The sequence below is a fragment of the Ensifer sp. SSB1 genome (assembly GCF_016652895.1).
Taxonomy (GTDB): domain Bacteria; phylum Pseudomonadota; class Alphaproteobacteria; order Rhizobiales; family Rhizobiaceae; genus Ensifer.
Genome location: NZ_JAEPRP010000113.1, coordinates 1 through 23,607 on the forward strand (window position 1 = coordinate 1; position 23,607 = coordinate 23,607).

At 62.6% G+C, this 23,607-nt stretch carries 21 protein-coding genes; 8 read left to right on the forward strand and 13 right to left on the reverse strand.

Features of this window, described 5'->3' with window-relative positions:
• On the reverse strand, window positions 1–570 hold a 570-nt coding region (locus tag I8N66_RS24370; protein WP_291159009.1), incomplete at its 3' end, for a PAS domain-containing protein.
• A 268-nt stretch (window positions 571–838) separates the two neighbouring features.
• On the opposite strand from I8N66_RS24370, the gene I8N66_RS24375 reads away from it, so the two are divergent.
• Window positions 839–1,843, forward strand: coding sequence for a flagellar biosynthetic protein FliO (locus I8N66_RS24375; protein WP_113540065.1), 1,005 nt, complete (start codon window positions 839–841; stop codon window positions 1,841–1,843).
• A gap of 129 nt (window positions 1,844–1,972) precedes the next feature.
• On the opposite strand, the gene dksA is transcribed toward I8N66_RS24375, so the two are convergent.
• Complete coding sequence (gene dksA, locus I8N66_RS24380) at window positions 1,973–2,392, reverse strand: RNA polymerase-binding protein DksA (protein WP_034794589.1); 420 nt, start codon at window positions 2,390–2,392, stop codon at window positions 1,973–1,975.
• Between the two features lie 112 nt (window positions 2,393–2,504).
• Complete coding sequence (locus I8N66_RS24385; RefSeq protein WP_291159016.1) at window positions 2,505–2,762, reverse strand: hypothetical protein; 258 nt, start codon at window positions 2,760–2,762, stop codon at window positions 2,505–2,507.
• 46 nt (window positions 2,763–2,808) lie between these two features.
• Here I8N66_RS24385 and I8N66_RS24390 point away from each other — a divergent pair, with 46 nt between their 5' ends.
• The 4 genes from I8N66_RS24390 to I8N66_RS24405 all read left to right on the forward strand — a co-directional run bounded on the left by I8N66_RS24390 (window position 2,809) and on the right by I8N66_RS24405 (window position 6,806).
• Window positions 2,809–3,327 carry a histidine phosphatase family protein gene (locus tag I8N66_RS24390; protein ID WP_291159019.1) on the forward strand — a complete coding sequence of 173 codons (519 nt, stop codon included), beginning with the start codon at window positions 2,809–2,811 and terminating at the stop codon, window positions 3,325–3,327.
• 132 nt (window positions 3,328–3,459) lie between these two features.
• A complete protein-coding gene (locus tag I8N66_RS24395; protein WP_113540141.1) occupies window positions 3,460–4,956 on the forward strand; it encodes a YcjX family protein in 1,497 nt (498 codons plus the stop codon).
• A complete protein-coding gene (locus tag I8N66_RS24400) occupies window positions 4,953–6,044 on the forward strand; it encodes a TIGR01620 family protein (protein ID WP_291159023.1) in 1,092 nt (363 codons plus the stop codon). Before I8N66_RS24395 ends, I8N66_RS24400 begins: the two co-directional genes overlap by 4 nt.
• 210 nt (window positions 6,045–6,254) lie before the next feature.
• On the forward strand, window positions 6,255–6,806 hold the full coding sequence (locus I8N66_RS24405) for a hypothetical protein (RefSeq protein ID WP_113540067.1): 552 nt from the start codon (window positions 6,255–6,257) through the stop codon (window positions 6,804–6,806).
• A gap of 88 nt (window positions 6,807–6,894) precedes the next feature.
• Here I8N66_RS24405 and folK read toward each other — a convergent pair whose 3' ends face one another.
• The 3 genes from folK to folP all read right to left on the reverse strand — a co-directional run bounded on the left by folK (window position 6,895) and on the right by folP (window position 8,747).
• Window positions 6,895–7,419, reverse strand: a complete 525-nt coding sequence (gene folK / locus I8N66_RS24410; protein ID WP_113540068.1) for a 2-amino-4-hydroxy-6-hydroxymethyldihydropteridine diphosphokinase — start codon at window positions 7,417–7,419, stop codon at window positions 6,895–6,897.
• Window positions 7,409–7,777 carry a dihydroneopterin aldolase gene (folB, locus tag I8N66_RS24415; RefSeq protein WP_057248908.1) on the reverse strand — a complete coding sequence of 123 codons (369 nt, stop codon included), beginning with the start codon at window positions 7,775–7,777 and terminating at the stop codon, window positions 7,409–7,411. Before folB ends, folK begins: the two co-directional genes overlap by 11 nt.
• Window positions 7,778–7,895: 118 nt before the next feature.
• Complete coding sequence (gene folP, locus I8N66_RS24420) at window positions 7,896–8,747, reverse strand: dihydropteroate synthase (RefSeq protein WP_291159030.1); 852 nt, start codon at window positions 8,745–8,747, stop codon at window positions 7,896–7,898.
• Window positions 8,748–8,854: 107 nt separating this feature from the next.
• On the opposite strand from folP, the gene I8N66_RS24425 reads away from it, so the two are divergent.
• Entirely contained in the window at window positions 8,855–9,484 is a 630-nt protein-coding gene (locus I8N66_RS24425) for a DUF922 domain-containing protein (RefSeq protein WP_113540070.1), read from the forward strand.
• A 528-nt stretch (window positions 9,485–10,012) separates the two neighbouring features.
• On the opposite strand, the gene I8N66_RS24430 is transcribed toward I8N66_RS24425, so the two are convergent.
• Together I8N66_RS24430 and I8N66_RS24435 are read right to left on the reverse strand one after the other, a co-directional pair.
• Window positions 10,013–10,333, reverse strand: a complete 321-nt coding sequence (locus tag I8N66_RS24430) for a 2Fe-2S iron-sulfur cluster-binding protein (protein ID WP_113540071.1) — start codon at window positions 10,331–10,333, stop codon at window positions 10,013–10,015.
• 203 nt (window positions 10,334–10,536) lie between these two features.
• On the reverse strand, window positions 10,537–10,905 hold the full coding sequence (locus tag I8N66_RS24435) for an Hpt domain-containing protein (protein WP_113540072.1): 369 nt from the start codon (window positions 10,903–10,905) through the stop codon (window positions 10,537–10,539).
• Between the two features lie 540 nt (window positions 10,906–11,445).
• Here I8N66_RS24435 and I8N66_RS24440 point away from each other — a divergent pair.
• Entirely contained in the window at window positions 11,446–18,216 is a 6,771-nt protein-coding gene (locus I8N66_RS24440) for a kinesin (protein ID WP_291159037.1), read from the forward strand.
• Window positions 18,217–18,420: 204 nt separating this feature from the next.
• Here the strand turns inward: I8N66_RS24440 and I8N66_RS24445 are convergent, their stop codons facing one another.
• On the reverse strand, window positions 18,421–18,804 hold the full coding sequence (locus tag I8N66_RS24445) for a hypothetical protein (RefSeq protein WP_291159040.1): 384 nt from the start codon (window positions 18,802–18,804) through the stop codon (window positions 18,421–18,423).
• A 156-nt stretch (window positions 18,805–18,960) separates the two neighbouring features.
• Here I8N66_RS24445 and I8N66_RS24450 point away from each other — a divergent pair, with 156 nt between their 5' ends.
• The gene (locus I8N66_RS24450; RefSeq protein ID WP_291159043.1) at window positions 18,961–19,527 is read left to right on the forward strand and encodes a GrpB family protein; all 567 of its coding nucleotides are present in this window, start codon (window positions 18,961–18,963) and stop codon (window positions 19,525–19,527) included.
• A gap of 309 nt (window positions 19,528–19,836) precedes the next feature.
• On the opposite strand, the gene I8N66_RS24455 is transcribed toward I8N66_RS24450, so the two are convergent.
• The 4 genes from I8N66_RS24455 to I8N66_RS24470 all read right to left on the reverse strand — a co-directional run.
• A complete protein-coding gene (locus I8N66_RS24455; RefSeq protein ID WP_291159046.1) occupies window positions 19,837–20,706 on the reverse strand; it encodes a cytochrome c1 in 870 nt (289 codons plus the stop codon).
• Between the two features lie 32 nt (window positions 20,707–20,738).
• Window positions 20,739–22,019, reverse strand: a complete 1,281-nt coding sequence (locus I8N66_RS24460) for a cytochrome b N-terminal domain-containing protein (protein WP_113540077.1) — start codon at window positions 22,017–22,019, stop codon at window positions 20,739–20,741.
• Window positions 22,020–22,033: 14 nt separating this feature from the next.
• Complete coding sequence (gene petA / locus I8N66_RS24465) at window positions 22,034–22,612, reverse strand: ubiquinol-cytochrome c reductase iron-sulfur subunit (RefSeq protein WP_113540078.1); 579 nt, start codon at window positions 22,610–22,612, stop codon at window positions 22,034–22,036.
• A 370-nt stretch (window positions 22,613–22,982) separates the two neighbouring features.
• Window positions 22,983–23,607: ATP-binding cassette domain-containing protein (locus I8N66_RS24470; RefSeq protein ID WP_291159049.1), on the reverse strand; the 625-nt coding region annotated here is incomplete at its 5' end.

Sequence of the window (23,607 nt, forward strand, 5' to 3'; positions counted from 1 at the left end):
TTCAAGCGGCAGCACCCGCGCCTTCAAGCGAAACCAGTGGGCACCGGAGCCGCTGGAGGTGCTGGTCGCCAGCGGCTTCAGCAGTCGGAATTCCTCATGCCCCTGCTTGCCCTCGTGCAGCCCGTTGGTCAGCCGGTAGATCGCTTCCGTCGCCTCGCGATTGCGCGACAGGATGGTCTCGAGCGACTGGATGCCGGCGGCGCTCTTTGCACCCGTCAGCGCGCCATAGGCGGCATTGGCATAGATGATCCGGCCTTTGCGGTCGGTGACGATGGTGCCGTCCTCATGCGCATCGAGAAAGGCGCGCGCCAGCTCGTCGGGCCGCGACTGCGGCATGACCTCGATGAAGCCGATGACGGAGGAAACGAGAAAGAAGATGCCGACCATGGCAAGAACGCCGAGGATGCCGAGAACGATCTCGTTATCCATCTCGTTCTTGAAGAGCACGAAGGCGATGGCCGATACGGTAAGGACGATCGCGAGCAGAACGATCCGCAGCACGGTGCCCGGCCTGACGCCACGGTCAACAACCGGCATCTGGTAGTCGCCTGACTGCCGCAATTTCGTCATCTGGTCCTCTTATGCGGCCGGCGCCGCGCGGTGGCGCGGCCCAGCCCTTCCGGCCGGCATCCGCTCGATCCGCCGGGCGAAATCGGCCAATCCCGACACGCCCTCGATCATCCGGACAAGAATCATCTTTAACAATCAGAGATAACAGCAAAAAGCACCTCGGCGGAAGCATTGCAGCCAATTCACAGGGAATGTCGGCGAAGTCCTTGTCCGAGCCCGAAAAAAGCCGTCAAATACTGCCACTCGAAAGGCAGAAGGAGTTCAGCCTATGATGGAAACGATCATCGCAGACAATGGCAGCCGGTTCGTCATCGCCGCCGCAGCCGTCGCGATCGGACTTCTCTGCCTCGTGATCGTACTCTGGGTCATGCGCAATCGCCCCTCCTCGCCCTTCATTCGCGGTGGCAAGAACCGCCAGCCGCGGCTTGCCGTGCTCGATGCCGCCGCTGTCGATACCCGTCGCCGGCTCGTCCTCGTGCGCCGAGACGATGTCGAACATCTGATCATGATCGGCGGTCCCACGGATATCGTCATCGAAAGCCGGATCGGTGCGCCCGCGGAGCGCGCCTCTGTCGCCGAGCGCAAGGCTGCAGAGCCGCTGGCAGTGGAAAGCCGGCCGGCAACACGGGAGCTTCCGCAGCAGGCCGCACCGGCGCTTGAACCTGAAACCGTCGCAGCCATCACGCCGGTCCGCCCCGTTGCCCGGCCGGAAGAACAGCCGGTCGCCCGTGTCGAGCCGGTCGCGCCGCAGCGTGTCGTCGCCGAGCAACGCCCGGCCGCAGCGCCCATGCTTGCGGCCGAACAGCGTCCGCTTGTCCGTCCGCCGGTGCAGCAGGCCGCGGAGATCCCGGCCGTTGCGACCGCTTCTACGCCTCAGGCAAACTTCGACGTCGCGGTAAACAGGCCCGCTCCGGTAGTTCAGCAAGTCCAGGCACCGCCGATCCCGGTCCAGCCCGTGCAGCTGCAGCGCCCGGCCCCCGCCATCCAGCAGCAGCCCCAGCCGGCTCCGGCAGCCGGCCTGACGGACTTTGAGCGCCTGCTTGATGCGGAGATCACCGGCGACCTGCAGCGACTTGGCCCCGGCATAGCAGGCCCAGGCACGGTTACCTCCACGGCGGGCATGGTGGCGCCGGAGAGCCGCTCACTTGCGCCATCCGGTCGGCAGGAGCCCACGCTTGGCGCCCCCGGCGCCGAAGGCGGTCGCAAGGAACCAACCATCGAAGAAGAAATGAACCGCATGCTGGCCGACATCTCGGCCGGCCGGAAGCCGTAGCTTCCCCGCTAGCGGGTGGCGCCGTTGCCCATCGCACGAAAAGAGCCACTCTTGATCAGCATCTGAACCGAAGAAAAAGGCGCGGTTTGACCCGCGCCTTTTTTCAGACAGTTCCGAAAGTCGGATATCCTATTCGTCCCGGTAGACCTTTTCCCGACGCTCGTGACGCTCCTGCGCCTCGATCGACAGGGTTGCGATCGGACGGGCGTCCAGCCGCTTCAGGCCGATCGGCTCGCCGGTCTCTTCGCAATAGCCGTAAGTGCCTTCGTCGAGCCGTTGCAGCGCCGCATCGATCTTGGAGATCAGCTTGCGCTGGCGGTCCCGGGCTCTGAGCTCGATTGCCCGATCAGTTTCGGAAGAAGCTCTGTCTGCGAGATCCGGATGATTGGCGCTCTCCTCTGCCAAGTGATCCAGTGTCTCGCGTGCCTCGCGAAGGATGTCGTTTTTCCAAGCGTTCAACTTGGCCCGGAAATACGCCCGGTGGTTGGCATTCATGAATTCATCGTCCTCGGAAAGGACGAAGGTACTAAGATCGATCTTCTCACTCAACGCGATTCTCCTGAAGAACATCTCATTGCGGCGGTGTATAGACCTATGGAAGCCTTGATTCAAGCCTCGGAAGAGACACTCAACCGTATTTTAATATTGCTCGCGATTCAGGCTAACTGACGAATATTTCATCAAAATTACACATTCGAACTTGAATACCTGCTTGTGCGTACCGCAGCGTCCGGCAGTTCTCGCTCAAAAGTGACACTGATGTGTTTGCGTCATTGGATCGCCTGATCGCGACCGCGGCAAAGCGCAGCAGCTTGCCGATCCCCTGAAAAAAGCGGCCGGCAGCTTGATCTTTGCCTTTCCTGCGGGAAAAGGTGGGGATCTGTCGGGCGATGCGCAAGCTGTGGCCCGACAACGACATTCGACCCTGGCGCCAGAGGCGACAGGCAGGCACCGGAAACCGCACGATGCAAGACAGCGCCCCCAAGGCCCTCCGCCTCTACCTTCTGCGGCACGCGCGTTCCGGCTGGGCGTTGCCGGGGCAGCGCGACTTTGATCGGGCGCTGGACGATGTTGGCTACATCGATGCGGAACGGTTGGCGCAGACGGCTGCCGACCGTGGCATCCATCCCGAGCGCATCCTCTGTTCAACCGCCGTGCGCTGCCGCGAAACCGCCGAGCCGTTCTTTCGTACCGTCAGCGAAGATCTCGACATCCGCTACATCGACGCACTCTATTCGGGGCCGACGACAGTCTACTTCGATCTCATAGATGCGCATCGGGATCTGAACTCGCTGATGCTGGTCGGGCACAACCCGATGATCGAGCAATTGCTTCACCAGCTGATCGGAGACGACGCCGCGCGTGAGGCCTTTCCCTATGGGTATCCGCCGGCGGGGCTTTCGATCCTCGACCTGCCTGCCGTTGAGCCGAACGATCGTGCCGAATTCGCGACATTGGTCTCGATCCTGCTGCCCAGCCAATAGAAGAATTGCCGGGCCATCGTTGCGGCCGGGGAAATATTGCCTATATCGCGGTGGCTGCCTGCGTGCGACAGTTCTTGCCGGACGACGTCAGCAGAACGCCTTATGGAAATACGCCGCAAGAAAGAGCAAGATTTGGCGCCCAACCTGACCAGCTTCAAAGACGACGCCCTGATCGCGCTCGACAATCTGACCGATCGAGCCTCCGGCCTCGTCAACCCCTCCATCCGCCTCGGTGTCACCGGCCTGTCGCGCGCCGGCAAGACCGTTTTCATCTCGTCGCTGGTGCACAATCTGCTGAACGGCGGACGCCTGCCCGTGTTCGAGCCGGTGCGTTCGGGGCGGGTCTCGAAGGTCAGGCTTGAACCTCAACCGGATGACGCTGTGCCGCGCTTCCAGTACGAGGATCACATCGCCGCTCTGGTGCGCGATCGCATCTGGCCGGATTCGACCCGCGCCATTTCACAACTGCGCATCACGCTCGACTATGAGAGCGCCAGCGGCTGGAATCGACTGTTCTCACCGGGTCGTCTGTCGCTAGACATCGTCGACTACCCAGGCGAATGGTTGCTCGACCTGCCGCTGCTGGCACAGGATTTCCGCGCGTTCAGCAACAATGCCGTGACACGCGCCCGCGCCGCAAGCCGCAGCACCTTTTCAGCGGATTGGCTGACGCTGGCCGCTTCCGCCGGCCCGACCGCGGTTGCCGACGAGGCGAGCGCCCGCAGGCTTGCCGAGAGTTTCACGGCCTATCTGAAGGCCTGCAAGGCAGACGAACGCTCTCCCTCGACCCTGCCGCCTGGCCGCTTCCTGATGCCGGGCGATCTCGAGGGGTCGCCGGCCCTCACTTTTTCGCCGCTGCCCGATCTTCCTGATGGCCGCGCACCGAAAGGTTCTCTCTGGGCGATGATGGAACGGCGCTATGAGGCCTACAAGAAGCACGTCGTCAGCCCGTTCTTCCGCGAGCACTTTGCCCGCCTCGATCGCCAGATCGTGCTGGTCGACGCGCTGCAGGCGATCAACAACGGCCCGGAGGCGCTGCTTGATCTCGAGCAGGCACTGGCCGACGTGCTTGCCTGCTTCCGCCCCGGAACCAACAGCTGGCTCTCGTCTTTTCTCACGCGACGAATCGACAAGGTGCTGATCGCCGCAACCAAGGCGGATCATCTTCATCACGAAAGCCACGACCGGCTGGAGCGCATCGCCGCACGCCTGGTCGATCGCGCCGCCGAGAGCATCGGCATGAGCGGCGCGGGCCTGGAGGTCATGGCGCTCGCCTCGGTCAGGGCAACCCGGGAAGCGACCGTCAATCACGATGGCCACGCGCTGCCCGTCATCGTCGGCACACCGATCTCCGGCGAAAAGATCAATGGCGAAATCTTTGACGGCGAGAAGAAAACTGCAATATTTCCCGGAGACTTGCCGGAGGATCCTGAAGTACTTTTCAAGGCGATCGAGATGCAGTCGGGCGGAACGACCTTCGTCGAGGCCGCCCACCCGATGCCGGAGCTCAGCTTCGTGCGGTTCCGTCCGCCGCATCTCGAAGAAACCGGCGGCGGCCTTAAGTTGTCGGTACCGCATATCCGCCTCGACCGGGCCATGCAATTCCTGTTTGGAGACCGGCTGGCATGAGTGACGATAACAACGGCCGCAGCCGCCGACCGGGCGCCTTTTCGGTTGGCGAGGAGAAGGTGACCCAGCCCGCCCCTCAGCCGCGCGCGCCGCGGTCCCCTGCGAGCTTCGGCGACAACGTCGTGCTGACGCCCGATGCCGAAGATCCGTTCCGCGAGACGACGCTTTCGGTCGAGGCACTCGCTCTGCCGGAAGCATGCCCACGCAAGCGACGCTTCTCGGTCGGCAAGATCGCGGTCGGCGCCTTCGGCATCATCCTCTCGCTGGCTGCCGGCCTTTGGGTCGATCGCCTGCTGCGCGATCTCTTCAGCCGCGCCGATTGGCTCGGCTACACCGCCCTTGCCGTCGTCGCGATCGGACTGCTGGCGCTGATGATCGTCGTTGCCCGCGAATTCGCGGGCATGATGCAGCTCACCGCCATCCAGAAGCTGAAAGCGGAAACGGAGACCGCAGCGAACTCCGGCAACACCAAGCTCGCGCGCTCGGCACAGACGAAGCTCGTGCATCTGCTGGCCGGCAATCCGCGAACGGCACGCGGCCGCACGCGACTGAAGGAGACCGAGGGAGAGATCATCGATGGCCCGCATCTGATCGAGCTCACCGAACGCGAGCTCCTGAGCCCGCTAGACCGCGAAGCCCGTCGTCTCATCCTGGCTGCCTCGAAGCGCGTCTCGATCGTCACGGCGGTCAGCCCGCGTGCCCTGGTCGACCTCGGCTATGTGCTCTACGAATCCGCTCGCCTGATCCGCGCCATGGCCGAACTCTACGGCGGCCGCCCCGGCACGCTCGGTATGCTCAGGCTGATGCGCGATGTCATCGCCCATCTTGCCGTCACCGGCTCGATTGCCGCCGGCGATAGCCTCATCCAGCAGGTGCTTGGCCACGGCCTCGCCTCGAAGCTCTCTGCGCGTCTTGGTGAAGGCGTGATCAACGGCCTGATGACGGCGCGCATCGGCATCGCGGCCATGGACCTTTGCCGTCCCATGCCGTTCCGCGCCTTGAAACGCCCGGGTATCGGCGATTTTCTCGCCGACTTGAGTCCAGGCGCCGGGCGCACAGGCAGCGAAAGCGGCGACCGATTCGCATGAGACGCCGCTTCAGCGCTCGTTCCGGCAGACTCTTGAAGCGGCTTTGCAGAAAAGATGCGAAGCTTGGCCTGATGGGGCCAAAAGCGCTGTGCATAATTGGCGTCGCGGCCACAAAGATGCCTTGATACCGCCGCCTCAGAAACGCTCCATTAACCATTTCCGCGCAAATGTGACTTCCAGTTTCGGACGTTGACCCATCAAGGATCGTTTATGTTCTCGCGCCCCTCTTTGATCGCTCGCGGCACTGCCGCCCTCGCGCTTGCGGCTACCGTCAGCGTTGCGACGCCAGCCCTTTCCGGCGCCAAGGACAAGGCCTTCTTCGAGAAGGTGGCCGGCCAATGGAAAGGCCCTGGCGAGATTGTCGCCGGCAAGTACAAGGGCACCAAGTTCACCTGCGATCTCTCGGGCGAATCGGTGGCCGGTGATGACACTGGCATCAAGCTCGACGGCTTCTGCCGCGTCGGCGTGTTCAAGCAGCCGATGTCGGCACTCATCACCCGCAAGGGCAACAGCTATACCGGCAAGTTTCTCGATGGCGCCGAAGGCAAGGGCCTTGATGTCGTTTCCGGCAACGTCGCCAAGGACAAGGTCGTCGTCGGCATCAACCGCAAGAAGCTCAACGGCGCTATGATCGCCCGGCTTCAGGACGACCAGACGATGAACATCACCATTTCGGTCAAGGTCGAAGATACGATGGTCCCGGTCATCGGCGTCAGCCTCAATCGCCAGATCGATGCGATTGCCGTCGGCTCGATCAAGTAAATTCAAAGCATGGTCAAACAACAAAGCCCCGGCAATATTTGCCGGGGCTTTGTTGTTTTCGACGGTCTTGTCGGGTGAGCGGGATCGCTCAGGATACCGCGCGCCACCAGGTCATGTCGCCATCTGCAACCTCTATCCCTGCAATATCGGCCTCACACAACCAGTCGCCGACCGTACGTCCACGCACCAACAAATCAGCAGCGAAGTCGGCAAGCGGCATGAGCACGAAACCGCGGTCCGTCATTCTCGGATGCGGCAGTTCCAGCCGTGTATCAGTCTGGGCCACGCCCTCATAGGTCAGAACGTCGATATCAAGCGTGCGTGGTCCCCAGCGCTCGTCACGGACCCGCTTCATCGATCGCTCGATGTCCAGGCACGTGTCCAGCAGGGCTTCGGGCTCAAGGGTTGTCCTGACCTGGGCGCAAGCATTGAAGAACCAGGCCTGATCGGTCTTGCCCCAGGGTGGCGTGCGGTAGAGACGTGACACGGCCTCGACGACGCAGTCTTCGCGTGCATCGAGAGCCTGCAGCGCTTCGGCCATCGCCTTGCGCGGATCGCCGAGGTTGCCGCCGAGACCGAGAGAGGCGACGCGCCAGCGCGCCTCAGACGACATGCTCGACCGTCACTTCGACATAGTCGAGCACGCCGGGCACCGGCGCGTTCGGCTTGCGGATCGAAACCTTGGCGCGCTTGATCTGCGGAAAGCGCACGCAGAGCGTCTTGGCCACTTCCAGCGCCAGCGCCTCGATCAGATAACGCCGGCGCCCGGTGACGATACGCTCGATCTCCTGAAAGGCGATGCCGTAGTGGACGGTGTCCTCGATCGAATCGTCGACGAGCGCCGTTCCCTGCTCGACCTCGAGCTCGGCATCCACGAAAAAGCGCTGCCCGAGGAGCTCTTCTTCGTCGAAGACGCCATGGCGCGCAAAGAATGCACAATTCTTGAGAGTGATGGTGTAAGTCGGGCTCATGCTTCTCCGTCCCGTCGGCTTTTTCTGGGATCACGCCGGTTTCGGTCGCGTGCCGAGTTCAGCGTGATCGATTCTGGTAAGTGGCAGTCGCATGTGGGCCAAGGGCCGCGTGCGCTTTTCATCCCGTTCTGGCCCTGAGCATAGCATCGGCCATGGCCAGCGCATCCCTGCTGTTTGCGACATCGTGTACCCGGAAAATCGCTGCTCCAGCGGCGCGCAGCAGTGCGGTGGTCGCGGCCGTTGCCACATCCCGGTCGGCCGCTTCGCGTCCGCTCACTGCCCCGACGAAGCGCTTGCGGGACGTTCCCACCAGGAACGGAAGCTCGAAGCGGTGCAGCTCGGCAAAGCGCGCCATGAGTTCGAGGTTTTCATCCGTGTCCTTGGCAAAGCCGAAGCCTGGGTCCAGGACGACATGATCGCCCGTCACGCCCGCAGTACTGGCGATTTCGAGAGAGCGTTCGAGAAAATGGAACTGATCGTCGATCACGTCGGGGAGCTTCTGCCTGCCGCGCCCGGTATGCATGATGCAGAGCCCTGCCCCGGTATCCGCGGCAACGGTTGCGATATCCGGCTCGCGCTGCAGACCGTGGACGTCATTGACGATGTGAGCGCCGGCTTCGACCGCCAGCCGGGCCGTCGACGCCCGGTAGGTGTCGACGGAGATGAGAGCATCGGTGTCGCGGCTGAGCGCCGAGATCACCGGCAGGATACGCGCCTGCTCCTCCTCCGCACTGACCATAGCGGCGTCCGGCCGCGTGGATTCACCGCCGATATCGAGGATCAGCGCGCCTTCCTGCAGGCACCGCACGCCCTGCGTTGCCGCAGCAACAGCATCGATGAAACGCCCGCCATCGGAAAAAGAATCCGGGGTAACATTGACGATCGCCATCAAAACGCCACGCGGCCCGAGTTCCAGGCTGCGCCCATGCGCCAGCTTCCAGCTAAATTTCTGAAATGGATTGTAAGTCATTTTCCCTCACGATCCGCATTCGGCCGAGAGCCCTCGATTTGCTGTTGCGCCGACCGTGGCTATGCCCCAAGCTTGATCGAAGTTCAACTGAAGAGAACCACGCATTGATGTCCCGAGTACGCGTCCCGTTCAAAGCCGCCCTCCTCGCTCTCCTGGTCGCCGCTCCCCTCAGCGCCGCGTCGGGAGAAACCGTGATCAACAAGAGCTTTTCCTATTTCACGATTGGTGGACGGACTGCGGCGGAACTCGACAAGGCACTCTCCACCGGCGGCCCGATGATGAAATCCACCGGCGCGCGTCACCCGGGCGCGACCCGCATCAAGTTCGGAGGTTCGATCACCTATGTGAACCGGGGCGGCCGTTGTGCGGTTGGCTCGGCGCGCGTAACGCTCAGCACCCGTATCATACTGCCGCGCTGGAAATACCGCCGTCAGGCGGGCCGTGACCTCGCTCTGGTTTGGGATACGCTTTCGAGCGATATCAAGCGTCATGAGGAGCGGCATGCGGAAATCGCCCGCAACCACGCACGGCGCATGGAGAAGATGTTCCTGGCGCTGAAGCCGGAATCGGATTGCGAGCGCATGCAGGCAAGCGTCGCGCGGGTCAGTGCCACGGCGATCGAAGATCACGACAAGGATCAGGCGCGTTTCGATCGTACGGAAGCCGCAAATTTCGACAAACGCATGATCCGGCTTTTGCAATACCGGCTCGAAGCGCTGAAGAAAACGCAACAATAGGTAGCGGCGCGCAGACCCCGAAGAAGAGCCGGACTATAGTCGGCTCCTGCGCGATTTCAGCGGCAATACCCACAGTATTTTATTGGTGAAATATAACGATGGCTGGCGGCCGCCGACTCATCTATATTGAAACCATGGAGCGAGGGGCCGGAATGAAGACTAGCCCTCGCCGAATGAGCGGGTTAAGCGCGGCGCAGTAGTTGTGCGAAGAGCTTAAATATTGCCGTTACTTTAGTTTAGGCGGCGTTGTTCAATATTAAAAAGAAAAAACTGAACAGCGGAGCCGGCATGGGTTCTCCTGGCGTGTCTTGGTGCTGCAGATGTCCCCTCCCTCATCTGTTAGCGATGCGCCCTCCTCGCCTCGCTTGTCCAACGACCGGCGAGGCGCTTTTTTTGTGCAAAGCTATGGATTGGAGAGCGGCCCGCGCAGTCCGATGCGGAGCGCTGAGGCCAGACGCTCAATTTGAGTAGCGGCGGCTGCGTCATAGCGCGATGCCGAACGCGCAAGCTGAAAGATCGCGATGCGACTTAAGCCTGACGCTCCGGCACATGCACGACGAGACCCTCGAGGGCATCGCTCATCTTGATCTGACAGGAAAGCCGCGATGTCGGGCGGACGTCGTAGGCAAAGTCCAGCATGTCTTCTTCCATCGCTTCCGGAGCGCCGACGACAGCCGCCCAGGCGTCATCGACATAGACATGACAGGTCGCGCAGGCGCAGGCCCCGCCGCATTCGGCTTCGATGCCGGGAACCGAATTGCGAACGGCGTTTTCCATGACCGTCGAGCCGTTTTCGACATCAAGTTCATGGCGCGCGCCATCAAAGGCAACGATCGTAAGTTTTGTCATGTTTCTTTCCGGAATGAACTGCTGGGACTGGCAAGGCGCAAAGCCTGTTCAGAACGCACGCCGCTCGGGCGCAAATTCAGTGGAAGTTCTTCCAACAAATCCGCCGGTCAGTCAACAACGGCCATCATTCCATGCCTCGCGCGCCGCGGGCGCGAGGCATTTATCTTGAAATGTGGACGGCCACCGCCCGATAGGGCCGCGAATTAGCGGCAGAGTTTCAAGATGAACAGCTCGGCTTCGAGCACAGCAGCCGAAAGAGCCTCGCAGAGCGAAGCTTCGTCCGGGTTCTGCTCGATCGCGCCGGCAAAGCGGGCGACGTCGACGGCGCCAACCGCAAGCGCAGCCCCCTTCAGTCGGTGGGCGGCCTGAGTACGAAGCGTGTGGTCGCCTTCGACCATCTCTTTCATCACCTGGCGCGCCTGACGCGCGAAGAGTTGGAGGACTTCGATTTCGAGCGCCTTGTCACCCATGGTCTGTGCTGCAAGGTGAGCGAGGTCGATCGGCTTCTTGCCGGTCGCTGCAGAGTTTCCCGGGTTGTCCGGAGCTTCGAAGGCAATTCTAAGGGCTGCCATGAGCCAAATTCCCTATTGTTTATTCTATGTTGGTCTTGTTTTCGGTGTCGCCTGTCATCGACACGCACACCCGTATTCTTCGGACATGCATCCTTTGCGGGTACGGGGCTGCTATCGGCTTAAATCGGGGCGCAATATGGGCGGGAATCTGGGAAAATGGTTAACGGCCGTTAAACCATCTGATTTCCTTGTATTTTCTGGCTTTGGTCCGGCTATCGTATTAAGATTTCATTAGGATTTTAATTAAGCCCGAGCGCTCTTAATTGTAAGAACCCGGCTAATGTGTCACTACGATACGCTCAGGAACGTGCCTTCGTGCGAAAATGGCAACCGTTCCGGTGGATAAGCTCAAGTCGTGGTCCCTTTCGGCCGCAAATGTGACTATCCGTCGAGGCAATGCAGTGTGTGATCAGTAGGGTATTGCGTAGATCCAATGCGCGTATCTTGCCGTCACAGCCCGCGAGGAAGAAGCCCGGCCCGCCCGTTTTGCGCGTGCGCTGGCAGCTTCGTCGCTGGCAAAAGGTAATGAGGCGTATCCCCATGGCGACGAAAAAGAGCAATGAGTCAATCGACGAGAAGGCCTTCCAGGCTTTGGAAGCGGCCCTGAAGATCGATTTTGACGAGCTTAACTCGAGCCCGAACGACAAGACTTCCTTGGATGATCCGGAGGAAAATGTGTCTCAGCCCGGCAATCAGGCGCCAGCGCCCGATCAGAATAAAAGAGCAAAGTCTCAACCGGAGCCAACCCGCGCGGCACGTGCTGCCGAAGCGGCCAAGACGCTCGCCCCGGAACCTGCGCCGAAATCCCCTTCCCTTTCCGCCGCCAACGACGATGGTCGCCGTTCGCCGGCTGCGATGCTGCGTGCGCTCGACGTGCGCTCCAATCGCGCCGCGATCCGGGTTGCCGCGCTGGTGTCGATCATCTGGGCCATCGCAGGCCTCGGCATTGCCAACCTTCTCTATGGGCCCCAGATCTGGCAGATCCGCACGCTGAGCGATCTGGCGGCGACCCCTGGCGCCATCGGCGTCGCGATCGGCATTCTGCTGCCGGTCATGCTCTTCTTCTCCTTTGCCATCATGATCGCCCGCGCGCAGGAACTGCGCAATGCGGCTCGCTCCATGGCTGAAGTGGCCCTGCGCCTCGCCGAACCCGAGACCGCCGCCGCCGATCGTGTCATGACCGTCGGTCAGGCCGTTCGCCGCGAAGTCTCGGCGATGAACGAGGGCATCGAGCGCACGATCGCACGCGCCACCGAACTCGAGACGCTGGTCCATTCCGAAGTCAACGCGCTCGAACGCAGCTACAGCGAAAACGAACTGCGCGTCCGCACGCTGGTGCAGGAACTCGGCCTCGAGCGTGAAGCGATCATCGGCCACTCCGAGCGGATCCGCTCGGCAATCGCCGGTGCCCACGGCAAACTCAAGGACGACCTGGAACAGGCGAGCGACGACATCGCCTCGCGCATTGCGATTTCCGGCGAAGCCTTCGCGTCCCTCATCGACACGCGTGCCGCGGCCCTCAGCGAAAAATCCGACAACGCCCTCCAGTCGATCGGCAGCATGCTGTCGGCCCGTACGGACACGCTGCTTTCGGGCCTGACCGCGGCCGGCCTTGGCCTTAGCACCGAATTCGATACGCGGCTTGACCAATTGAGCGACACGCTGACGAAGCGCGGCGAAGACCTGCTCAGCCAGTTCGAAACTCGCGCCTCCTCGCTCGACGCCAGCACCGAACGGCTGAACGCGGCGCTTAACGACCGTGCACGCCAGCTCAACGAGACGCTGATCGCCCGCACCCGTGACCTCAACGAGAGCCTCAGTGTCGGCCAGCAGGCGATCACCGGCGGCCTCGATCACGTACTTGCCTCGCTCAACGCCACGCTCGACGAGAAAGGCGCAAGCTTCCGTCAGAGCCTGCGTTCGAGCGCCGACGATGCGATCATGGATCTCGACCTGCGCGGCGGCTTCTTCGAAGAGAAACTGCAGACCACGGTTGGCCAGCTCGCTACCGCCTTCGACGAACGCTTCCACGAGTTCGCCTCGGCCTTCGACAAGCGCGCGAGCATGCTCGACACCAAGCTCATGGAAAGCCTGCACCGCATCAATGAAACCGTCTCCGGCGGTTCGGAAGCGATCGGCGGCGCGCTCGACAGCAGCATCGAGAAGATCGGCTCCGCTCTCTCCGACCAGTCGCTGACACTGGCGGCCACGCTCGGCGCGACGCAGGACTTCATCGAGGAGACGATCAGCAGCCGTACCTCTGAGCTCGGCAACCTGGTCGGCGATGCCCACAGCCGTATCGACAGCGTGCTCTCCGAGAAGACGAGCGGCCTCATGGGGGCCCTCTCCCAGGCGCAGGACCGCATCGAAAACGGCTTCGGCCAGCGCGCAGACGCGCTTGCAAGCGCACTCACCACCAGCGAACAGCGCCTGACGGAAGGTCTCGATACCCGCACCGCAGCCTTCGTCGATGGCCTGCACGCCGCCCATGCCCGCATCGAACAGACGCTTAGCGGCTCGACGGACGAAATCACCAGCGCGATTGCCGCAAGCCAGCACCGCCTGGACAATACGCTCTCCGAGCGCACGCTCGCGCTTTCGACCATTTTGTCCATGGGCGCGGACTCCATCGACAACGCCGTCAGCGGCACGGCCGATCGGCTGGAGCGCGTTCTCTCCGAACGTGGCGAGGCGATCTCCGAAGCCCTCACGACCCAGACATCGGCGCTCGATGGCGTTCTCGCCGAGCGCGCCGCCGCCATCACCTCGACGATGTCGTCGCGCGCCAACGAGATGGCGAATACGCTGAGCCGTCACGCCGAAGACGTGGCCGACAGCCTGACGTTCCGCGCAACGGCGGTCGCCGAAACCATGACCGACCGCGTCGGTGATATCGAGCAAAAGCTCTCCGAAAGCGTCAACACGATCGCCGAAAACCTGGGCGGCCGCGTCAGCCTGATCTCCGATACCCTCACCCAGACGAGCGCCCGCATTGCCGAGGATCTCAGCGGCCGCGTTGGGAAGATCTCCGATACGCTGACCGAGACCAGCGCGCACATCGCCGATGCGCTGACTGCGCGTACGACCGAAGCGACCGCTTCGCTCGCCGGCAAGGCAGCGGAGATCGAGCAGACGCTGAGCGGCCGTGCCGAACATCTGCGCGATACGCTGTCGTCGACGCACGAAGAGATCCGCGCCACGCTCGACGACCGGATCAACGCCATCAACCTGGCCGTCGGCCAGGGCCGTGATCAGCTCGAAGGCATGCTGGCCGACCAGTCGACCGCCATCGCCACGACGCTCGCCACCAGCGCCAGCATGCTCGAAATGTCGCTGGAAGAGCGCCAGTCGGCACTCGCCGGGGTCATCGACCGCAGCGGCGAAACGCTCGACGCGCGCATGCGTTCGACGACCGGGCACATTGCAGAGCGCCTGGCTGAAACGGCCAACCAGATCAGCCTGGCGGCCGACAGCTTGACCAACCGCGTGGACCTGTCGATCAACGGCATCAACGACCGCCTCGACGATACCGGCCTGCGCATCGAGACGAGCCTTGGCGCTCTCGAAGATCGTATGCGTGAAAGCGCTGGCAACATCGGCTCGATCGTCGACGAAACGGGTATGCATATCGAAACACGCGTCGGCGTGCTCGAAGACCGCATTCGCAACACCGTCGGCAATGTCGGCACGGTTGTCGACGACACCGGCGCCCGCATCGAAAGCAATCTCGGCGCGCTTGAAAACCGCATCCGTGGCAGCGTAGCCAATGTCGGCTCCGTCGTCGACGATGCCGCTGCCCGCGTCGAGGGCGGCCTCAGCACCCTCGAAGAGCGGATCCGTGGCAGCGTCAGCAGCGTCGGCTCGGTTGTCGGCGACACCGGCACCCTCATCGAAAGCAGCCTCGGCGCTCTGCAGGATCGCATCCGCGGCAGCGTCAACGACGTCAACGCGCTGGTCGACGATACCGGCCTGCGTCTCGAAGTCAGCCTCAGCTCGCTCGAAGAGCGCGTCCGCGACAGCGTCGGCAGCGTCAACGAGATCGTTGATGGCGCCGGCCAGCGCATCGCCAACAGCCTTGGCGACCGCGCAGGCGACATCGATCGCATGAGCGAAATCGCGGCAAGCCGCATCTCCGGTGCCATCGAGTCCGGTGCGGAACGCATCGCCGAGCGTCTCGGCACCATGGATCGTGCCCTCAATATCGGTCTTGAAAACGTCAACCGCACCATCGAAGGCAAGGCCGCCGGTCTTGTCAGCAGCCTGCGCGGCGCAGTCAGCGAAGCAACCCAGGACCTCGACGCGGAAGCCTCCCGTCTCGAAGGCAAGACGACCGATCTCGTCAGCAACCTGCGCAGCGCGGTTGGCGACGTGGCTCAGGAGTTCGACGCCGAAGCCCTCCGCATGGAAGACAAGGCTGCCGGCCTCGTGACCACTCTTCGCGGCGCTGTCGGCGATGTCGCCCACGAGTTCGACGCCGAAGCAGCCCGCATCGAAGGCAAGGCTGCCGGCCTTGCGACCACGCTCCGTGGCGCCGTCGGCGATGTCGCCCAGGAATTCGACGCCGAAACAGCCCGCATCGAAGGCAACGCTGCAGGCCTCGCGACCACGCTCCGTGGTGCAGTTGGCGAGGTTGCCCAGGAATTCGACGCCGAAGCGGCGCGCATCGCAGGCAAGGCTGCCGGCCTTGCGACGACCCTTCGCGGCGCCGTCAGCGACGTTGCCCGTGAAATCGACGCGGAAGCGGCGCGCTCTGCCGAGCTCCTCTCCAGGGCTGGCGACGATTTCGCGTCGGCACTCGCTGCCCGTCAGGCCGAATTCGCCAACACGATCGACCAGACCGCAGCGGCAACCGCCGCGCGTCATGCGGACCTCGCCAATACGATCGAGCAGAAGGCTGCTGCCACAGCGGCTCGTCATGCCGATCTCGCCCGCTCGATCGCCGACGCGGCCGATACGGCAACGGCACGGCTTGCTGCGACGCACAGCCAGATCGCCAGCCATGCGGACAACATCCACCAGGGCCTCGCCAACACCGAAAAGGCGCTGGAAGCTCGCGGCGAAGCGATCCGCAACACGCTCGACGACCGCACCCGCGAACTCAACTCGATGCTCGCCGGCCGTTCGCTCGAACTGTCGCGCCTCATCGACGAGCAGGCTCGCCCAGTCATCGACCAGTATGCCGCAACGGGCCGCGAGGCAGCCGAACGCATCGCCGCCGTGACCCAGGAAAGCGCTGACCGCCTGCGTGCGGAAAATGCCGCCCTGGTCAACGCCATTGCCGAGCGCACCGGTGAAACGCTGAACGCGATTTCGCACCGCGCCGAGGAAACGGCGAAGGCGATGAAGATGGTCGAGAACCGTCTGCAGTCGACCGCGATGGGCCTGATCGACCAACTCGCCAACAACAATGCGGCGATCGCCACGGTCATCGACCAGGCAAGCAACAACCTTGGCGAGATGGACCAGCGTCTGGAATCGACGATCGCCCGTGTGTCGGAATCGACCCGCCAGGCTTCCGACATGCTGTCGACTTCCACCCGCCTCATCGAAGGCAAGGTCGACAAGCTCTCCGACATCTCCGCCTCGACGCTCTCGCAGATCGGCGGCATCGTCGGCCGCTTCGAGGACCATTCGAAGGTGCTTGGCCAGGCGTCGGACCTGCTGGGGGCCGCCCAGTCGAACCTCGTCAGCACGCTCGAGGAACGCCAGGACGCGTTGCGCACCCTGTCGGTCGGCCTCGTCCAGCGTTCGGAAGAGATCGAACGCACGATGCGTGCGCTCGAAGGCTTCGTCGACGGCGCCTTCCAGCGCGCCGAAGAGCGCTCGGGCCTCGTTGCCGGCAACCTGCGCAGCGGCATTCAGCAGTCCTTCTCGGATGTCGGCCGGCTGCTCACCAGCGCTGAACAGCGTGCAGTGGAAGCGGCAGAAGCGATGCGCAACACCCTCGCCCAGGCCGGCGACGAAGCTGGCGCTTCGGTCGAGCAGGTCTTCAGCCGGGCTGAGGAGCGTTCGCGCCAGATCGCCGATACGCTTCGCTCCGGTGTCGAGACCTCGTTTGCCGACGTCAACAAGACGCTGACCTCTGTCGAGGGTCGCGCGCTTGGCGCCTCTGAAGCGCTGCGCCAGGCGATTGCCAAGGTCGGCGAAGATGCCGGTGCATCGATCGAAGGCGCCTTTGCCAACGCCGAGGAGCGCTCCAAGGAAGTGGCCTCGCGTCTGCGTGGCAGCGTCGCAGCCTCGGTATCCGACATCGAGCGCATGCTCACGGAAAGCGGCAAGAAGTCCGACGGCGTCGCAGGGCAACTGCGCGACGCGGTTCGGGTGGCAATCGACGAAGCGATCGGACGCTTCAGCGGCGCCACCGACGAAATCCGTCGCTCGGCCGGCGAGATCCGCAAGGAGCTCGACATGACCCGCGAAGAACTGAAGCGCGGTGCATTCGACCTGCCGGAAGAGGCCAAGGAAAACGCAGCGGTCATGCGTCGCGCCGTTGGCGAGCAGATCAAGGCGCTGCAGGAACTGTCCGACATCATCGGCAAGTCCTCGACGCAGCTCGAGGTCGCCCAGCCGCTGCGTCAGCAGCCTGCCGCCGCTCCGGTCTCTCGTCTGGTCCAGCAACAGCCAGTCGCGCAGCAACAGCCTGTTGTTCAACAGCAGCCAATCGTCCAGCAGCAGCCGGCACCGCAGCCGCAGCCGATCGCTCAGCAGCCTGCAGTGCAGCAGGCGGTCGAGCAGCCGCGCCGGCAGGAACCGGCCCAGGCCCTGCGCGGCAGCCTCGGCATCGAACAGCCAGCCGATCGCCAGCCTGCTCCGTCGCAGGCGGTGACCAGTGAGGTTGCTGAGGGTGGTGGCTGGATGCGTGACCTGCTGCGCGCGGCGTCGCGTGAAGAGGCACCCTCGCCTGCGCCGCAGCGTCCGGCGGAAGCGCAGCCTGCAGCCCGCACCGGCGATAGCCGCAATCCGCGCCACGTCGTCGAGTCGCTGAACTCGCTCTCGGTCGATATCGCCCGTGCCATCGATCACGATGCCTCGGTCGAACTGTGGCGCCGTTACCAGCGCGGCGAGCGCGACGTCTTCACCCGTCGGCTCTATACGCTGAAAGGCCAGCAGACCTTCGACGAGATCAAGCGCAAGTACGATCGCGAGCCGGAGTTCCGCACCGCCGTGGATCGCTATATCTCGGACTTTGAAAAACTGCTCGCCGACGTTGCCCGCAACGACCCGGACAAGCGCATCACCCAGACCTACCTGACGTCGGATACTGGCAAGGTCTACACGATGCTCGCCCACGCAGCCGGTCGCTTCAGCTAAGCGGTACTCGCGTCCAGAACAACAAACGGCCCCGTCTTGCGACGGGGCCGTTGTCGTTTGCGAGCGCGTCAGGGAAGAAAAGCGGCCGGTCGCTTCCGCTATGCTCAGGAGGACTGTTTGTCCGCTGGCAGACGCCAGGAACGGGGCGCAGCTAACATACGGGACCAACAGGCTCGCCGGCCCTCACGCTCAGCCCGAACCGGTTCAACGCAACGGCTGGCAGCCGCCGACGTCGGCAGGCTTCACGCGGCCAGCCTGAGGGTCCTTCAAGTAAGGCTTGTTCGGGTCCGGCCCGCCGAGCGCCGCGTCATAGGTCGCGCGGTCGATCTTGAGCATTCGCCCGCTTGCCGTGAAGCTCACCATCTCCTTCTGGTTGACATAGGCCGAGGCGACATTGAGCCGGCAAAAGAACTTCTTCTCGGTGTTGGCGACGACCCATCCCCAGGCGCCGGACTTACCTCCAGCAAGTTTGCCGATCGCATAGCCCTGCTTGGCAAGCGTCGAATAGCTCTCGGCCTGGGCGATGCCGGGAAGAAGGGCAAGGCCGATCGTACCGGCCAGCACCAGCCGTCTGAATGAAATGAACATCGGATTTCAACCTCTTGAGAAACGGAGAGACGCAACTGACAAGGTGTTCTTCGATTAAAATTACAACCTCAATATGCGGATGTGCGCTTAATGCGTGAGCCGCGTGCTCAAACCAAAGATGTTGACACTGGAGACGCTACGTCATGGATTTCGGTCATGAAGATTGAACTGCCTCACACTGCATCGCCGGTCGAAATTCTCGACTGGTCTCCTGATTGGCCGGAGAGGTTTGCGATCAAGGCAAATGCGATCCGCCACGCATTGGGAGACCATGCCTTGCGTATCGACCATGTCGGTTCCACTGCAATCCGGGGGCTGGCGGCCAAACCAATCATCGATGTCCAGCTTTCCGTTGCCGATCTGGAACTGATCGAAATCATCGCGGAAAAGATGGCGACGATCGGCTACCTGTGGCGGCCGTTGAACGCCGATCGGACGAAACGCTACTTCCGTGAGCAGCCAGGTGACGAACGCACGCACATCCACATGCGACGGTTGGGAAGCTGGCAGGAGCAATGGTCGCTGTTGTTTCGCGACTACATGCGCGCGCACGTCCTTGAACACGCCCCATATGCCGAACTGAAGCGTGCTCTAGCGGCGCGGTATCGTCATGACCGGATGGCCTACACCGAGGGCAAGTCGGAGCATCTGTGGCAGATCATTCGACGTGCAGATCAATGGGCCGCTGCAGGTGGCTGGAAACCAGGCCCTTCCGACGCATAGAAGCCGCTGGGGCACAGATCCCAGGCCCGTCGCACAGTCTCTCCTGGATCCGTTGCGGTGGCGCACGCGCGTTAGGGAACGCTGTGGCGATCTGCCCTCGCTGGGATGTTGCAGGAGCGCGCGATATGCAGCCCGATGCGCTTCGATAGACGCGCATAGACGCTTGAACCACCATGAAGCAGCACGTCCTTGTTGTTGTCTTTGGCTTGGCGTCAGGCGCCGCCGGATACGCAATAGGCAACAAAAAAGGCCCCGGACGAACCGGGGCCTCTTTATGGATTTCGATCAATCCGGCTTAGCGGCGGTCGATCAATGTTCCTTGTTGGCGTAGACCGACTTCTTCGTGAGATAGACCAGGCCGGTGAAGATCAGCAGGAACACCATGACCATGAAGCCGGTACGCTTGCGCTCTTCGAGGTGCGGCTCTGCGGTCCACATCAGGAATGCGCCGACGTCCTTGGCGTACTGGTCGACCGTCTGCGGCGTGCCGTCGTCGTAGGTAACCTGGTCGTTGGAGATCGGCTGCGCCATCGCCAGAGCGGCGGCGTTCGCGCAGTACGGGTTGGAGTGCGTGCCTTCGGCGACCTCGCCGCCCTGCGGCGGATCCTGGTAGCCGGTCAGCAGCGCGTGGATGTAGTCCGGGCCGCCTTCCTGGTAGGGCCAGAACATGTCGAAGACGAACTGCGGGAAGCCGCGCTCGATACCACGTGCCTTGGCGATCAGCGAGAAGTCCGGCGGGGCTGCACCGTTGTTCGATGCAGCAGCCGCTTCCTTGTTCGCGTAAGGCGACGGGAAGTGGTCGGACGGCAGAGCCTTGCGGGTGAACATCTCACCGTCGGCGTTCGGGCCGTCCTGGACTTCGTAGTTGGCCGCAAACGCCTTTACCTGCGCTTCCGAGTAGCCGAGGCCTTCGAGCGTACGGAAGGCCACCAGGTTCATCGAGTGGCAAGCCGAACAGACTTCGGTGTAGACCTTCAGGCCGCGCTGAAGCTGGCCCTTGTCATAGTGACCGAACGGGCCGGCAAAGCTCCATTCCTGCTGCTCCGGCTTGTGAATCGGATAGTGAGGCGTACCGCCGCCATGCTCCTCGCCGCCCTTCGCCTCTTCGGCGACAGCTGCACCGAGACCGAGACCAGCGACGACAGCGAGTGACAGAATGCCTGTAACAAGCTTTTTCATTGTTGTGGGTTCCTTATCAATCGCTGTTCTGATCAGGCGCGCGCGGCTACCGGCTGCGCCTTCGCATTCCGCTTTTCCAGCACCGCTTCGGTGATGGAGTTCGGGATGCGCTTCGGCGTCTCGATCAGGCCGAGAACCGGCATGATGACGAGGAAGAAGCCGAAGTAGTACAGCGTGCCGATCTGCGACATCACGACGTAGAGGCCTTCTGCAGGGCGCGAGCCGAGCCAGCCGAGCATGATGGCGTTGACGACGAAGATCCAGAAGAACAGCTTGTACCACGGACGGTAGACAGCCGAGCGGACCTTGGACGTATCGAGCCAGGGCAGGAAGAACAGGATGATGATCGAACCGAACATCACCAGAACGCCACCGAGCTTGGAGTCGATCGGGCCGACGTTGAAGGTGATGGCGCGCAGCATCGCGTAGAACGGCAGGTAGTACCATTCAGGAACGATGTGAGCCGGCGTCTTCAGCGCGTCAGCCGGAATGTAGTTGTCCGGATGGCCAAGGAAGTTCGGCATGTAGAAGACGAACCAGGCGTAGACGAGCAGGAAGACGGAGACGCCAAGCGCATCCTTCAGCGTCGCGTAGGGCGTGAAGGGAACGGTATCGGTCTTGGACTTGACTTCAACGCCGGTCGGGTTGGTCTGGCCGGTCACGTGCAGAGCCCAGATGTGCAGGACGACGACGCCGGCGATCATGAAGGGCAGCAGATAGTGCAGCGAGAAGAAGCGGTTCAGCGTCGGGTTGTCGACAGCGAAGCCGCCGAGCAGGAACTGCTGGATCCACTCACCCACCAACGGGAATGCGGTGAAGAAGCCGGTGATAACGGTCGCGCCCCAGAAGGACATCTGGCCCCAGGGCAGGACGTAGCCCATGAAACCGGTCGCCATCATCAGGAGGTAGATGACAACGCCGAGGATCCAGAGGATTTCGCGCGGAGCCTTGTACGAGCCGTAGTAGAGACCACGGGCAATGTGCAGGTAGACGGCGATGAAGAAGAACGATGCGCCGTTGGCGTGCATGTAGCGCAGCAGCCAACCGTGGTTGACGTCGCGCATGATCTTTTCGACGGAGTTGAAGGCAACGGACGTATCGGCACCGTAGTGCATCGCCAGCACGATGCCGGTCAGGATCTGGACGATCAGCATGACCGAAAGCATGGCACCGAAGGTGTAGGCGTAGTTCAGGTTCCGGGGAACCGGATAGCTGATGAAGCTATCATGAACGAGACGCGGCAACGGCAGACGGGAATCAACCCATTTCTCAATGCCTGTCGTCGGCGTGTAGGTTGAATGTTCAGCACTCATTATCAGTAGTCCCCTCAACCGATCTTGATAACTGTGTCGGAAACGAACGAGAAGGTCGGCACATGAAGGTTCTCCGGCGCCGGACCCTTACGGATACGGCCGGCCGTGTCGTAGTGCGAACCGTGGCAGGGACAGAACCAGCCACCGAAGTCACCGGCCTGACCAAGCGGCACGCAGCCGAGATGAGTGCAGGAACCGATCATGACGATCCAGTTTTCCTTGCCTTCGCCGGCAGAGCGATCGACGTCGCTTGCCTGTGCGTCGGCTGGAAGGTTGGCATTGCGCGCAACCGGATCCTTCAGGTCGTCGAGCTTGACGGCCTTTGCCTCTTCGACTTCCTTCTCCGTACGGTTGCGGATGAAGATCGGCTTGCCGCGCCATTTCGCCGTCAGCGACATTCCGGGCTGCAGGCTCGAAACGTCAACCTCGATCGAGGCGAGCGCGAGCGTCGATGCATCCGGACGCATCTGGTCGATGAACGGCCAAGCGACAGCACCAGCGCCGACGACGCCTGCCATACCGGTAGCCAGATAAAGGAAATCGCGGCGAGTGGGCTCGCCCAAGGCCTCGCTTGAAGTGTCGTGTTCGCTCACGGCTAAACCATCCTCTCACGCAATTATTGCGGAAACCGCATCCGCCCCCGGCGAAATTCCTGCCCCTTGAGACTTGATCCAGGTCAAGGAACCACGCCCAATTCATAGTGCTGCCGCCCCCGTCGTCTTGCGTCTGCAAACACGACATCGGCACCAGAATCCGAAAAAATTCTGCGTACGCACGGCACACAGATTCCCCGTCAATCCGGCGCGTTCTATGCTTGATCGCAAATTATGTCCAGCCTTGACAAGGGGATGTGGGCAGATTGTCGCGGGGAAAAGCGCGGCCAATCGGCACAAGGACTTGACGGTCGCCAGTTAGGCTTAATCCAGGCCGGTCGAGCAGGCGTTGAAGTGCTCTCGAGCCGCCCTACTCCGCCGCTTCTTCGCGGGCAAGAAATCCGCCCGACTGGCGTGACCAGAGCCCGGCGTAAAGCCCGCCGCGGGCGACGAGCTCGGCATGCGTTCCCTCCTCGACGATCCGCCCCTTGTCCATGACCACGAGCCGGTCGAGTGCGGCAATCGTCGAGAGCCGATGGGCGATCGCCAGCACCGTCTTGCCTTGCATCAAACGGTCGAGATTGGACTGAATCGCCGCCTCGACCTCAGAATCGAGCGCCGAGGTCGCTTCGTCAAGGACGAGGATCGGCGCGTCCTTGAGCATCACCCGCGCGATCGCGATACGCTGACGCTGACCGCCGGACAGCTTGACGCCGCGCTCGCCGACATGGGCGTCGAAACCCTTGCGACCGCGCTGGTCTTGCAGGCCGAGGATGAAGTCATAGGCTTCAGCCTTGCTTGCTGCGGCGATCAGTTGCTCCTCGCCGGCATCGGGCCGGCCGAACAGGATGTTGTCGCGGATGGAGCGATGCAGCAGCGAGGTGTCCTGGCTGACCATGCCCACCTGCGCGCGCAGGGAGTCCTGCGTGACTGCGGCAATATCCTGGCCGTCGATGCGGAGGCGTCCGCTTTCGAGGTCGTAGAAGCGCAAGAGC

Coding starts and splice junctions, on each gene's coding strand:
- folP (WP_291159030.1), bottom strand. CDS start 8,747: ATGACTTACAATCCATTTCAGAAATTTAGCTGGAAGCTGGCGCATGGG.
- I8N66_RS24455 (WP_291159046.1), bottom strand. CDS start 20,706: ATGAAAAAGCTTGTTACAGGCATTCTGTCACTCGCTGTCGTCGCTGGT.
- I8N66_RS24430 (WP_113540071.1), bottom strand. CDS start 10,333: ATGACAAAACTTACGATCGTTGCCTTTGATGGCGCGCGCCATGAACTT.
- I8N66_RS24435 (WP_113540072.1), bottom strand. CDS start 10,905: ATGGCAGCCCTTAGAATTGCCTTCGAAGCTCCGGACAACCCGGGAAAC.
- I8N66_RS24390 (WP_291159019.1), top strand. CDS start 2,809: ATGCAAGACAGCGCCCCCAAGGCCCTCCGCCTCTACCTTCTGCGGCAC.
- I8N66_RS24450 (WP_291159043.1), top strand. CDS start 18,961: ATGAAGATTGAACTGCCTCACACTGCATCGCCGGTCGAAATTCTCGAC.
- I8N66_RS24405 (WP_113540067.1), top strand. CDS start 6,255: ATGTTCTCGCGCCCCTCTTTGATCGCTCGCGGCACTGCCGCCCTCGCG.
- I8N66_RS24425 (WP_113540070.1), top strand. CDS start 8,855: ATGTCCCGAGTACGCGTCCCGTTCAAAGCCGCCCTCCTCGCTCTCCTG.
- I8N66_RS24445 (WP_291159040.1), bottom strand. CDS start 18,804: ATGTTCATTTCATTCAGACGGCTGGTGCTGGCCGGTACGATCGGCCTT.
- I8N66_RS24460 (WP_113540077.1), bottom strand. CDS start 22,019: ATGAGTGCTGAACATTCAACCTACACGCCGACGACAGGCATTGAGAAA.
- I8N66_RS24400 (WP_291159023.1), top strand. CDS start 4,953: ATGAGTGACGATAACAACGGCCGCAGCCGCCGACCGGGCGCCTTTTCG.
- I8N66_RS24385 (WP_291159016.1), bottom strand. CDS start 2,762: ATGTCGTTGTCGGGCCACAGCTTGCGCATCGCCCGACAGATCCCCACC.
- folB (WP_057248908.1), bottom strand. CDS start 7,777: ATGAGCCCGACTTACACCATCACTCTCAAGAATTGTGCATTCTTTGCG.
- I8N66_RS24375 (WP_113540065.1), top strand. CDS start 839: ATGATGGAAACGATCATCGCAGACAATGGCAGCCGGTTCGTCATCGCC.
- folK (WP_113540068.1), bottom strand. CDS start 7,419: ATGTCGTCTGAGGCGCGCTGGCGCGTCGCCTCTCTCGGTCTCGGCGGC.
- I8N66_RS24440 (WP_291159037.1), top strand. CDS start 11,446: ATGGCGACGAAAAAGAGCAATGAGTCAATCGACGAGAAGGCCTTCCAG.